General features: G+C 34.2%; 13 protein-coding genes. 3 read left to right on the top strand and 10 right to left on the bottom strand.

Going from position 1 to position 13,007, the window contains the following annotated elements:
* Window positions 1-10: 10 nt before the first annotated feature.
* The 7 genes from DMA14_RS01405 to DMA14_RS01375 all read right to left on the bottom strand — a co-directional run bounded on the left by DMA14_RS01405 (window position 11) and on the right by DMA14_RS01375 (window position 6,455).
* The gene (locus DMA14_RS01405) at window positions 11-307 is read right to left on the bottom strand and encodes a hypothetical protein (RefSeq protein WP_111422543.1); all 297 of its coding nucleotides are present in this window, start codon (window positions 305-307) and stop codon (window positions 11-13) included.
* 192 nt (window positions 308-499) lie between these two features.
* Entirely contained in the window at window positions 500-1,567 is a 1,068-nt protein-coding gene (locus DMA14_RS01400; protein WP_238989902.1) for a hypothetical protein, read from the bottom strand.
* Between the two features lie 73 nt (window positions 1,568-1,640).
* The gene (locus tag DMA14_RS01395; RefSeq protein ID WP_111422541.1) at window positions 1,641-2,120 is read right to left on the bottom strand and encodes a hypothetical protein; all 480 of its coding nucleotides are present in this window, start codon (window positions 2,118-2,120) and stop codon (window positions 1,641-1,643) included.
* A 16-nt stretch (window positions 2,121-2,136) separates the two neighbouring features.
* Window positions 2,137-2,616 (bottom strand): YybH family protein, encoded by a 480-nt coding sequence (locus tag DMA14_RS01390; RefSeq protein ID WP_111422539.1) that lies wholly within the window; start codon window positions 2,614-2,616, stop codon window positions 2,137-2,139.
* A gap of 140 nt (window positions 2,617-2,756) precedes the next feature.
* The gene (locus DMA14_RS01385; protein ID WP_111422537.1) at window positions 2,757-3,824 is read right to left on the bottom strand and encodes a type II asparaginase; all 1,068 of its coding nucleotides are present in this window, start codon (window positions 3,822-3,824) and stop codon (window positions 2,757-2,759) included.
* A gap of 23 nt (window positions 3,825-3,847) precedes the next feature.
* A complete protein-coding gene (locus DMA14_RS01380; RefSeq protein ID WP_111422535.1) occupies window positions 3,848-5,296 on the bottom strand; it encodes an aspartate ammonia-lyase in 1,449 nt (482 codons plus the stop codon).
* Window positions 5,297-5,333: 37 nt separating this feature from the next.
* A complete protein-coding gene (locus DMA14_RS01375; RefSeq protein ID WP_238989901.1) occupies window positions 5,334-6,455 on the bottom strand; it encodes a DcaP family trimeric outer membrane transporter in 1,122 nt (373 codons plus the stop codon).
* Window positions 6,456-6,998: 543 nt separating this feature from the next.
* On the opposite strand from DMA14_RS01375, the gene DMA14_RS01370 reads away from it, so the two are divergent.
* On the top strand, window positions 6,999-8,579 hold the full coding sequence (locus DMA14_RS01370) for a tetratricopeptide repeat protein (RefSeq protein WP_111422533.1): 1,581 nt from the start codon (window positions 6,999-7,001) through the stop codon (window positions 8,577-8,579).
* A gap of 71 nt (window positions 8,580-8,650) precedes the next feature.
* On the opposite strand, the gene DMA14_RS01365 is transcribed toward DMA14_RS01370, so the two are convergent.
* Complete coding sequence (locus DMA14_RS01365) at window positions 8,651-8,896, bottom strand: hypothetical protein (RefSeq protein WP_111422531.1); 246 nt, start codon at window positions 8,894-8,896, stop codon at window positions 8,651-8,653.
* Window positions 8,897-9,284: 388 nt separating this feature from the next.
* Complete coding sequence (locus DMA14_RS01355; RefSeq protein WP_111422529.1) at window positions 9,285-10,751, bottom strand: glycoside hydrolase family 130 protein; 1,467 nt, start codon at window positions 10,749-10,751, stop codon at window positions 9,285-9,287.
* Window positions 10,752-10,940: 189 nt separating this feature from the next.
* On the opposite strand from DMA14_RS01355, the gene DMA14_RS01350 reads away from it, so the two are divergent.
* Both DMA14_RS01350 and DMA14_RS01345 read left to right on the top strand, forming a co-directional pair.
* Window positions 10,941-11,480, top strand: a complete 540-nt coding sequence (locus tag DMA14_RS01350) for a helix-turn-helix domain-containing protein (protein ID WP_111422528.1) — start codon at window positions 10,941-10,943, stop codon at window positions 11,478-11,480.
* A gap of 88 nt (window positions 11,481-11,568) precedes the next feature.
* On the top strand, window positions 11,569-12,507 hold the full coding sequence (locus DMA14_RS01345; RefSeq protein WP_111422526.1) for a hypothetical protein: 939 nt from the start codon (window positions 11,569-11,571) through the stop codon (window positions 12,505-12,507).
* 29 nt (window positions 12,508-12,536) lie between these two features.
* On the opposite strand, the gene DMA14_RS01340 is transcribed toward DMA14_RS01345, so the two are convergent.
* On the bottom strand, window positions 12,537-12,779 hold the full coding sequence (locus tag DMA14_RS01340; protein ID WP_111422524.1) for a hypothetical protein: 243 nt from the start codon (window positions 12,777-12,779) through the stop codon (window positions 12,537-12,539).
* Between the last annotated feature and the right edge of the window lie 228 nt (window positions 12,780-13,007).

Here is a 13,007-nt window from a genome sequence, read left to right as displayed (position 1 = left end):
AAGCTTTTTTTTATTCCTTAACCAACATTTCGTTTATAATATCCAGCAATTCCATTTCGTCAGTAGGAAATAAATGAAGTGCTTGTTCTAAAACCAATCCGACATCTATTGAAGGTTTTTTATAATTATCATTTTCTAATGCCAAAATGCACACCTTTAACATATTTGTTATTACACAACCTAATTCGGAGTAATTTAAAACCTTGAGTTCTGCATGGTAACCTTTATTAGCCGATTTTAAAATATTTAAATATTGAGTTGATTGTTTTTTAAGATAATTTACTTTCTCTATTTCTACAGTTTCCATTCTTTCAATTTTATATTATTTTCAATAATTCAAATATCAAAATATACTTTCAGAAAAAGGTTATCTTATATGATAACCAGTAAAATAAATGCCCTTTTAAAATAAAAATTATATCGGATATAAAAAACAAAAAAGCGTAAACCCAAAAGGATTTACGCTTTTTTCCTGATGAAACATTATAAAAAACGCCGTTTATCTTCTTCTTCCGCCACCTCCGCCGAAGCCTCCGCCTCCCATACTGCGAGAACCGCCTCCCATTTGTCCGGCACTTGGTCTTGATGAAGATCCTCCTCCTCTATTAAAACTTGATCCTGAAGAACTTCCTCTATTAAGGTTTGAAGTCCCTGCACTTGGCGACGAACTCTGACGGGTTCTTCCAGATGCACTAGTATTTCCTACACGATTGGAATTTCCTGCTGATGGTCGTGTGCTTGCCGAAGGACGCGAGTTACCTCGATTGGTATTATACCTATTATTGGTAGAATTATCTCGTACAGTATTAGATCTTGATCTATTATTATTGTAATTATTAAAACTGTTTCTGTTATTAATATATACATTGTTATGTCCGCCATGGTAATGTCCGCCATGATAACCATGATGATGGTAGTAATGGTTATGACGATAAATTCCGACCGCCATTACGGTAAAAGCGGCGAAATAAGGTGGATAAAATCCGTAATAATAAGGTGGATAATACGGTACATAAGCTGGTGAATATACATATTGTACAATTGGCACCGTTTCTACCACAACTGCTGTTACAGCTGGTGAACTTTGTACAGGTTCGTCTCCTGTATAGCCAGGGTTTGCTGTTTTTGCTGGTGATGATTTGCTTACTGGTTCAATGACATAATCTTTTCCGTACAGCAATTCATCGCCTACAATCTGCATTTTTACCTTCCCGTTTTTGTCTTTATCGACCAAAATAACAGCAACGTCTTGGTTTTCGTTCTTGTTTACAGCAACTTGAAGAATAAAGGTAAACGAATTGCCATTTTTCTTTGTGACTACTTTTATAAAGTCTACTTTTTTATCCAAATTCAAATCCAAATTATTGATTCCTGTTTTCTCTAGATTCAGGTTTTTTTCAAATTCCTCAATGGTTTTTGATTTCTGAAACAGAGACATTACAGCATACAGATCAAGATTATCGCCAGGAAGCCCAAGTTCTGGACCATCATTTTCAGATTGGCAAAAAATCAACTGGGCTGACATGATTAATGCAACTGTCAAATATTTTGTAAATTTCTTTATCATAGTAAGAGTATAAAATATTAATAAGTGGAGTAGAAAATCTTTTTATACTTTCTACTCTGTACCCAGAAATTGTCTAATGCATTTTGGTTTTATCCAATTCTCCAATAAAAGGAATAGCGTTCTGAATTTCAGATCGTATGGTTACTTGCAAATACTGCTCAAGCTGTACAAATTTTGCAGCATTGATTCCGCCAATTGCTTTTACCAGTTTAGAATGCGTTTTGGCAAGGAGTTTTTCAGATTCTTGATTATATTTTAGATTTGCCGATGTTAATTCTGTCGCTTTAGCATCGCTCAGTGTGGCATAATTCTTTGCATAATCTTCAAGAATTTGAATCTTCTGCTGACTCAAGGCTTTGCGTTCCGATTCGTAATTGTCGTAAATCGGCTGAAATGCTGTAGCCTGCACGTCTGTTAAACCCAAATATTCTTTAACTACATCTGCCTTAGATTTTCCATAAAGATCTTGGATTAATTTTATTTCATCTACAGAACTTTGAGCAGTGGCATTCAATCCAAAAGCCAATAACAGTACAAATAGTATCTTTTTCATAATCTTTATTTATAAATTACTCTACCAATCCATCAGAAGCACTCATGTCTCTTACACATACATATTTGCCATCTCTTTTTTCGAAATAGCTCATGTAGTTTCCGGTATTAATTGGCGTTTTAGTAGAATCTATTACTTTATAATATCCTACTTCTAGAACCATATTTCCGTCATGCGAAACAAAAACTTCTTTGGTTTCAAATGATATTGTATTGGTATTGTCTGTTAAATCTGATTTCAAAAATTCATATCTCGCCTCTTTACCAATAATCGGTGGTCTGTTCTGATAAAAAGTTATCGCATCATCTGCATAATAGCCTATCTCTTTTAGCTGGCCTGCATTGTATGTCGCAGCATATTCATTTTCTTTTGCCTGAATTTGCTTCTTGATTTCTTTTAAATCAATCACAGTATTTTCGTCCTTTTTTGTATTGCAGGAAACCAATAAAGCAAAGACCCCTCCGAGAACCGCTTTTACCACTATTTTATTTTTCATACACGTTAAATTTTCAAGTTGATATTACATTATTCCCTTTTACTAACAGACCAAAAAGCAGCTGTTACCTTTAGCATTGATTTTATCAGCATCAATAATAGTATTAGGATCATAAGTTTAGATTTGCTTAAAAAATAAGATTAATATTCTTCGAATATCTTCTGAAGTTCTGCCAAGCTTCTTTGTTTCAATAATGCTACTGACAATAAGATTCTAGATTTCTGCGGATTCAAAGCGTACGAAGCAATAAGTCCAAGTTCATCATCATTGCATTCCACATTACGGCTTACCAGTCCAGTCGCAACACGTGTGCTTCGAACTACGATAATTCCTTTTTTACTAGCTCTCGCACAAGCATCTAGAGAAGCTTTGTTCATATTTCCGTTTCCTACTCCTGCAATTACAATTCCTTTGGCACCGCGCTCTATTGAAGCATCAATTAAATCTGGTTTCATATCTGCATCGGCATAAATAATATCTACTCTTGGAAAAGAGCTAACACCTTTCACATCAAATTCTGAGTTTTTTCCAAATTTTTGACTAGGGTAATTAAAGAAATCATTTGTTCCGTAAGAAGTAATACCAATAAGTCCACGAAGCGGAGACATAAAAGTCTGAACGGCCGTTGTGCTTACTTTTGTTAAAGATTGAGCCGAATGAATCCAGTCATTCATTACCAAAAGCACTCCTCGTCCTTTTGCTTTAGGATCGCCTGCTACAGCAATAGCATTATAAAGATTTAAAGGTCCGTCTGCACTAATGGCTGTAGAGGGACGCATTGATCCTACAAGCACTACTGGCTTATCTGTTTTTGTAGTTAGATTTAAAAAAAAGGCCGTTTCTTCCATCGTATCAGTTCCGTGCGTAATTACGAAACCATCTACATCATTGCTATTGGCTAATTCATTAATTCGATTGGCTACTTTCAGCATAATTTCAAATGACATATCCTGAGATCCAACATTCGCAATTTGCTCGCCTTTTATATCTGCCACTTTTAAAGCATCTGGAATCGCATTCACCATCGCATCAATGGTTACCTGACCCGAAGTATATCCGGACTGTACTCCTGTTTTAGCAGAACCTGCAATTGTTCCGCCTGTTGCCAAGATTAAAACTTTAGGTTTAGCCTGTCCGAACATGCTGATGTTTAATGAAAGTATCAGCAGTAAAAGTATTTTTTTGTAAAAGTTGATATTTAATTTCATGTTTTTTCTGTTTAAGGTTGAGGTTATTTTTGGCCTGTTAAAGTTGCTGGATCAAGTAGTTTCTTGATTTGATCTTCTGTCAGCAATTTCTTTTCGCGTATAAGTTCCAGAATACCTTTATTGGTTGCCAGCGCTTCTTTGGCTAGTTCGGTTGTTTTTTCGTAACCCAAAATAGGATTCAGAGCCGTTACAACACCAACACTTCTATCCATATAATGTGCTAAAACATCTTTGTTTACCGTAATACCATCGATACAGTTTTTTCTAAACAATGGCATTGCTTTAAAAAACAATCCTTGAGATTCCATCATGGCAATGGCTTGAACAGGTTCAAAAGCATTTAACTGCAATAAACCAGACTGCGCCGCAACCGTTACAGTCAGGTCATTTCCCATAACTTTAAAACACAATTGGTTCATAAGTTCTGGCATAACCGGATTTACTTTTCCCGGCATAATTGACGATCCTGGCTGAAGTGCTGGCAGATTGATTTCGAAAAACCCAGTACGTGGACCAGAAGCCAAAATGATCAAATCGCTGCTTATCTTTGCCAAAGCAACTGCCATGCTCTTAAGTGTAGAAGAATACATTACAAATCCTTGTTGGCTGGTCGTAGCTGCAATAAGATCTTTGCTCATTACGATTGGTTTTCCTGTAATTTTTGCAAGATGTGCGGCTACTTTTTCTGCATATCCTGGAGAAGCAGTAATTCCAGTCCCGATTGCTGTAGCTCCCATATTTTGTTCACATAAATAAACTTCCGCCTTTTTTAAAGCGCTAATTTCTGCATCAAGCTGGTTACCGAAAGCATGAAACTCCTGCCCAACGGTCATTGGCACAGCATCCTGTCCTTCAGTTCGTCCCATTTTTAAAACATCTTTAAATTCATCGCCTTTTTTATGGAAAGCTTTAGCCAAAAGATCGGCTTCTTGAAGCAGTTTGTCGTTATGAAGCAGTAATGCCACTTTTATCGCTGTTGGATACACATCGTTGGTTGATTGCCCCATATTAAGATCATCGTGAGGTTCAATGTATTGATATTCTCCTTTTTTATGTCCGCTCAGTTCCAGTGCAATATTGGCCAAAACTTCGTTCACATTCATATTTGCAGAAGTACCAGCACCTCCTTGGTACAAATCAACCAAAAATTGATCATGATATTTACCATCAATAACAGCCTGACAAGCTTTTTCTATGGCAGCCAGCCTATCTTTTTTAAGTCGGCCGACATCAGCATTGGCGCGTGCCGCAGCTAGTTTAACCATTGCAAAAGCTTTTACATAATCAGGGTAAGATTGTGTAGTTAAGCTACTTATCTGAAAATTTTCTAATGCACGTGCGGTCTGCACACCGTAATAAGCATTTACTGGAATTTGTTTTTCTCCTAAAAGGTCTTTTTCAGTTCGAGTTTGAGCATTAAGAATGCCTAAAGACAATCCGAAAAATAGCAGGTATTGTACAGTTTTACACATATTTTCTTTTTTTTATTGATTAAAAAACTAAAGGCTTTTACTGATTTCTTTTATAAAATGATTGCGAAAAATTATATCTAAAAGAAAACTGTATTTTATTTATTGAGGTACTCCATCCATCGTTGAAGTTTTCGCGGTTTCCCCACTGAAATTCCATACCTACCATACAATTTTTCACAGGAGTGTATAAAAGGTTTCCAAGAACGTATTGCCCCTTTTTGAAAGCATCATTTGTCTGTCCGTCTGAATTGTCAATATCGATCATAGAGTATCCTATCGCAGTGCTAAACTTATCGCTCCAATTATGATCTAAAAAAGCTACAACTCCAACCAAAGGAAGCGCAACACCTTTTACCGGAGTTACTGGATTGCCAAAATTGTTTTCAATACCTATATCTACCGGAGCATCGTTCATGTAGTTTTGTATTCCTTCTCCATATACTACCTGTCCTCTAAAAACATCATTTTTACTAAAATTAATGTTGGTACTTAAATTAAGCCCCCAACCTACTGCGTCTCCAGACAAGTTATATTGGTCATTATTTTGGTCTTTCCATTCAATTTTTCGAACTATACCAGCTAACTCAATATACCCCCATTTTGTAGCATGATGGTATTCTGCAGAAAGGTCTGGCAGAGGAAATCTTGCTTTTACTCCTTGCAACTCAACACGATTCGCATAATCTCCTTGATCGGCACTTGCTCCAGGTCTTTCTAATGCAATAGTTAAACGGGTATCACCTTGAATTGGCATATAACGTATTTGAATATTTCTAAAAAACACCATTCCGGTTGGTCCCCAATATTCAAGCGAATTAGGGAATACACCAATATCCATAAAAGGGCTCCAAGTTTGTCCAGCTCCAAATTTGCCTAATTCTGCATAGGCATGACGCAGACGAAAAGTAGTTTGTCCTGCATCGACGCCCGTACCAAACAATTCGAACTCAAAGTGTGTTTTTAATTCTCCTATTCCAGTATCAAAATAATTTTTGAAACCTAGTCTAGTCTGACGTACAGAAGCGTAATAGTTGCCATCTGGTCCGTATTGGTCTTTATAAGCAGGCAGTTTCGTAGGCCTTACTACATCATACCAATCTGATTGTATCTGATTGAAATTATAACCAACATCGGTCATAATAAAACCATAAATCTCCATGCTTTTATTCCCCTCATCTTGAGCCCGAGTAAAAGCGGAAATGAGAAAGCAAATTATAAGGACACGATGCCTCATAGTTGCCATTTGCAAAAACCTTTTTTTCATAATGATTATAGTTTGTTTGTTATGGGATACAACTTTTAATCTGATTTTTGCAGTCCTGGTTTAAAATAAAAGTCTTTTATTTTAAAAAAATCGATTTTTCTCAGTACGAATTTTTATTCACCTCAAAAACTTTCATCTGATCCTAAAAGCTTTTAATAATGGGAATGCAAAAATTTCAACACCTAATTATTACAGTCTTTTTTTGTTAAAAAAAGAAAACAAACACAGTTTTTAACTGATTATCAAACAAATATAACTAATACAACAGCACAAATAGGGTTATTAACCGTTACATTTAACGGTTAAAAATATCAGATTAATAATACTAACATGTTAAAAATTTTCATAAATTTATATCTTCATAATTATTTGGTCTTTAACATTTTATACGCCCCAGTGACTTTTTTTTTGACATTAATAATTTTCAAATAATTTATTATGGAGTCTACAAAAAAAATCCCCTCGGATAAAATCTATAATGAACTGGAGAATGTTTTAAAGTTTTATTCTTTTAAAAACTCAACACTGCTAAGTAACTTTCTGCGCTATATTGTGACAGAGACGATAGATGAAAGACAGCAGTTTATCAAAGAATATTCTATAGCTGTAAATGCTTTAAGCAGGCCTTCTCATTTTAATCCTCATGATGACGCAATGGTTCGAATTCATGCAGGACGCTTGAGAAAATTGCTTCATGAGTATTATTCTACTGACGGAAAAGACAATCCGCTTATTATTCATGTACCAAAAGGCGGTTATGTTCCAGAATTTGTTCATAATAATAAACCGAGACATACTGATTTACCTATCAGTACCACTAAAACTAATCCGGTCATTACAGTTTTTCCTTTTAAAACAATTGCCCATCGTCCAGATTTAGAAGCCTTTTCGCAGATTCTTTCTGAAGAAATCAGTGCAGAACTTTCACGTTTTCAGGATATCTCTGTTATTGGCCATTTCTCTTCTGATATTATTACAAAAATTAATGAAAATGTTCTAGAAGCTGCCAGTCTTCTCAGAGCAGATTTTATTATCACAGGACATATTCAAATTATTAGCAACAAACTGCAAATCAGAGTCAACTTGATAGACTCCTCCTCAGGAAAGTTTATATTAACCAAATTATTTACACCCGCCACTCTAGACGACGGCATTAGGATTCAAAATGAAATTGTAAAGGATATTGTAACTTCTATGGGCGGTTATTATGGTATTATTTTTAAAGAAATGATAAAGACTGCACCATCAAAAATAGCAAACAATTCAGTCGTTTTAAAGGCAATCTGCAGTTATCAAGAATACCATTGTTCATATTCTATCGAAAATTATGCTAACGCTTTGTCTAATTTAACTGAAGCTGTAGAATTAGCCCCAAACTATGCAATTGTCTGGGCAATGCTGGGCGAAATGCAGTTGGCTTCTATTGCCTTGGGATTAGACAATTCCCAAAAAACAATCGAAAAAAGCAGTCATTGCATTACAAAAGCTTTAAACATTGATCCAAATTGCCAGCAAGCCTGGTACGCCTTATCCATTATAAACTGCTTTAAAAAAGATCAGGACAACTGTCTAGCAGCAGCAGAACAATGCTTGAAAATAAATCCTAATTCTTCTGGCATTACCTCTGGAATAGGCTGTGTATTGATATTTGCAGGTTATTTTGAAAAAGGTTTTAATTTATTAGAAAATGCAACCAATATAAATCCCGCACATCCGTGGTGGATTAATGTGGGATATTGTTACTATTACATCCATAAAAAAGAATATCAAAAGTCTTTATATTGGGCAGAAAAGATGGATTTTAACGAGACCATTTGGGATTCTTTGCTTAAAGCGGTGTCTTTATCCCTACTAAGTGAAGACGCGAAAGCCAAAATACACTTAAACAACCTTCTGGAACTACAGCCCCAAACGGCAACAGAATTGAAAGAAACGCTTTCCAGCTTCATGTTTTCTGATGAAATTGTTTTTAGAATCATAAACAGCTTGAAAAGAATTGGACTAAAAAATGGGATTTGACTCTTATTAAGCGCAAAAAACTACGGAGAACTTTATTATCTTAAATTCTTCATGGTTTTTTTATACCACGTCTAAGCCACTTTCTTTGCAACGCGTTTTTTCTTTTCTAATAATTTAAGATGATTTTCAGCACATAGAATTTTCTCTGTTGTGCCATTTTTTTGTATCTCAATAAGATAATGAAAATCTCTTTCTTTTGAAGTCGATTTTATTATAAGCCCCTTTTTAAAATCCATTTTTCTTTCGATAATGGTTCCTCTGTAAGATATCCCACTCAATGCTGTGTAGGAAACATCTTGTCCTTTTACAAATTTCATTGTTTTAGCCTTTTGTTCCTAATATTTGCTAATACTTCTAAATTTGAAAAACCAATGTTAAGGGGGGAAATCAGTTTTTCTATTTCGGCGAATGTATAAAGTTTTAACAATCTACAACCCCGTATTTATACCTGTTTTTTGAATTTTAAATATAGTTATTTTTTTAATGTAAAAATAACCTTCCAAAAAAAATAATACAATTTAGAACAGCTTATTTGGCTAATTTTCTAACATCAATTCCTGGTATTGAAAAAATGGCTTTTCGCTCCAAAAAACTAAAATTCAGCCGCGTTAATATCAAATCAAGAAAAAATACCAAACACATGCCAAAACGATATTGGAGAAACCTGACGAAGAAAATCCCTAATCTTAAAAACAAAAGATAAGTTTATTTACTTTTCCTCAGCGCATCCAGCAATTCAACCATATCCACCACAGCATAAGTTGAGCAATAATCTGAAACGGCATAAGGAAGAATCAAACTATTATTATGAATAATCGCTCCACAAGAATACACGACATTTGGCACATAGCCTTCTCGCTCATCTTCCGAAGGCGAAAGCAAAGGTTCGGTCAATCTTCCTATTTCCTTAGACGGATCATCTAAATCAAATAATGAAGCGCCAATACAGTAACGTCTCATTGTACCGACTCCATGGGTAATAACAAGCCAGCCTTCTTCTGTCCATAATGGAGAACCGCAATTTCCTATTTGGGTCAATTCCCAAGTAAATTTAGGTTTTTGCAAAAGAATTGGCGTATTCCATTGTGTTACACGATCAGAATACATAATGTAATTATTCACACCATCAATTCTCGCCAGCATAGCATATTTGCCTTTTATTTTTCGAGGAAATAAAGCTAGGTTTTTATTCTGCGCTCCTTCTCCATGAAGTGGCATAACTCTAAAGCTATAAAAATCTTCAGTTGAAATTAATTTTGGCAAAATTGTGTGTCCGTTATAAGCCGTGTAAGTTGCCATAACACGATCAGAACCATTGTCATCAACAAAACGCACAAAACGCGCATCTTCTATTCCGCGACTTTCAGAATCAGAAATCGGAAAAATGACACGTTCTGTTATATCTGAATCGTGTTGAAACTGCAAATCGTAAAAAGAATTCGCCAGCCACAGTATTTCTTCCAATGCTACTTTTCTTTCTTCACGAATTAAAGGATCTTTTAAAGCTTCAATAAGCGTGTTTTTCAAAACAGCAAATTCAAATTCTTCTGGCAGATCCTGCATAATCTGAGCTATATATTTGTCTGTTGTATGCATTTCATACAGCTTGGTCAAAAATCGCTCTTTATTAAATAATGTTTTATGTTCAATTTCTGCCTGATCAATATGATTTCCAATTTTCATGATATGCAGATTATTGTCGCGATCTAAAATGGCTCTTCTAAAAACAATCGACGAAATATGGCCTTCGCCCGTTGCACGAAAAGAAATAATAACACGTTTTTCTCCCATTTCCAATCCCGTCTGATCAAAATCTTCAACAATTGAAGGGTTAAAAATCGCCGCCGATTCTATGGCATACTCCATTGTACAATAAGACCCAATAAGCATTTTTCGATCGAGAGACATGGCCTCATAATTGATCTCCATGCTTTCAATTATAGGACGAATTCTTTCACAGTGTCTAAAAAATACAGCAGAAATATTTCGATGTCTCCTCGCAAATTCACGAAGTGTCTGCTCCAAAGTCTGCAGCACTTGTTTCTCGTCTAGCGTCATTATCCGAAGCACCATTTGCTGGGTCCTTTCCTGCCCATTCATAAAATATCTGGCAACAACTCTCTTGGAATCTGGCAACAACTTTACATTTTTTCGGACAACGGATACTCGCATAACTGGAAATTTTATGATAACATCATTAAAGGAATCATTTATTACACAACAAGTTAGTGAATTTTGTTAAAGAAAAAAAACTAATTTTTTATTAAAACTTTGAATTAGTCTATAATTGAAGGTTTTATTCATACCCATTTCATCAAAAGTTTTTTCATAATTTCGTCTTTAAACCAGCAGTTTAAAACCATGAAGAATAAAGTTAAACTTTTGAGAGAAGAAAAAAACATGACTCAAAATGAACTTGCCGAAAAATCGGGTCTTTCATTACGAACCATTCAGAGAATTGAAGCTGGAAATATTCTCAAAGGTTTTACCTTAAAAACACTTGCCGAAGCTCTAGAAACCAATCCCGAAAATCTTATTTTCAAAAAAGAAAGCGTCCAAATCGAAAGAGCCAAACTGATTAATCTTTCTGTTTTATCAGGACTTATCATTCCGTTTGGGAGCATTATTTTTCCTTTAGTTTTAACTTATAAAACCCAAGATCCAATAAATAAAGAAATAGGCAAACAAATTGTAAGTCTTCAAATTGTTTTAAGTCTTATTCTTTCGGTTTTAATGATTGCAAGTCCGTTTATCCAAAAATCATTTACTTTTAGATTTCCTCTTTTTATTATTCCTTTAATTACCATTTTTAGCTTAAAACTCATAATCGTTATTCTAAACGGAATCAGTTTAAACCAAAATCAAAACTTGGCTATAAAATTAAAAACCAACTTCTTATAATATAAGTCATAAAAATGGCGTAAAACTGTCGTATTGATTTCTCAGGAAAATCGGAATCAAAATCCGAATCTTGCAGAAAAAACAGACTATGAAATTATTCAAGAAAATTGCATTCGTATTTTTAACTATTATCGTTTTATTCTTGGTCGGAGGATATTTTTATTTTCAAAAGAAATTTACTCCGCCAGAAAACTATTTAAATGTTTCAGGAATTGCAGAAAATATTCCAACAATATGGATTTCTGATAACGAAAACGCTCATTCTGCTCTGCTTTTACCCGTTAAAATAAAAGGAATCAATCGTACATTCTATATGCAATTTGATTCGGGTTCGCCTATTACCGTTTTCTACAAAAAATCATTAGAATCTATCGCTGAAAAATTTCAAAATCAGTTGAAAATTGATAATGAAAATGCCACGATTTCTACTGCTTTTACAATCGGAAATATGAATATAACTTCAGATAATTTTGAAGTTTTGAATTATGGTGAAAAAATCAATTTTGACAATTTAAAAGCCGTGAACATAATCGGTACAATTGGAACCGATTTATTCGAAAAACGAGTTACTGTTTTAGATTTCAAGAACAATCAATGTTCATTCATCGAAAAAATCAAAGAAGCTGATTTCATCGATTTTGAATTCAAAAAACGTAAAATACTCATTCCTTCCGCTATCGGAAATGAAAAATTAAAACTGCTATACGATTCTGGAACGAGTGGTTATGAATTGATTACCACAAAAGAAATCTGGCAGCAATACCGCAATAAAAACAGTTCGATAAAAACCGAAAAAGGAAATTCGTGGGGAAATACTTTGAGTATTTATTCCGCTTCTGCGAAAAAGAAAATACAATTTGGAAAAGTAACATTGAACCTTTCTGAAGTTACTTATATCGAAGGCACTTCAGATCTTCAAAAATTCTTGATGAAACGTTCTGGAATGCAGGGAATGATTGGCAACAAACTTTTCCTGAACCATAAATTGATTCTAGATTGCAAAAACGAAAAATTCAAATTGGAGTAAAAACAAAAAATATACAATACTAAACAGTTTTACGAATTGATTTCGATGATATTTTTGACGCTCGCGATAAAGGTTTCTGTGTCTTTGATTTCTTGTTTTATCAATTGATGATAGTGAGATAAATTGTGCTGTTCCATCATTTCTTTTTTTAGATAATTAATCATCGATTCTAGACTTCGTGTGTCTTTCTTATCTTGTCTTTTTAATTCGCGCTGTTTGCTTTCCAGATATTTTAAAGTTTCTGCCAACTTCTGAACGTTTAATTTTTCCAACCTTTTATTTTTAATAGTGATAAAAATAATAGCTGGAAATGCGAAAATTCAATATGCTCCAAAAACCAATATCATTTGAATTTAATTCCATTCCCAGCCATTATTATTGGTACTTACGAATAAATGGATTATTTGGATTTCAGAAAATTTATATTTTTTTTTTTATAATATTTCACTTTAAAAAACAAAGAATTGTTTCTCAGTGATTTACATTAAAAACATAAAAAA

Source organism: Flavobacterium sharifuzzamanii, assembly GCF_003254585.1.
In the GTDB taxonomy this organism is placed as follows: Bacteria; Bacteroidota; Bacteroidia; order Flavobacteriales; family Flavobacteriaceae; genus Flavobacterium; species Flavobacterium sharifuzzamanii.
Note: the sequence above shows the minus strand (reverse complement) of the source record. Positions and strands in the feature narration are given on the sequence as shown.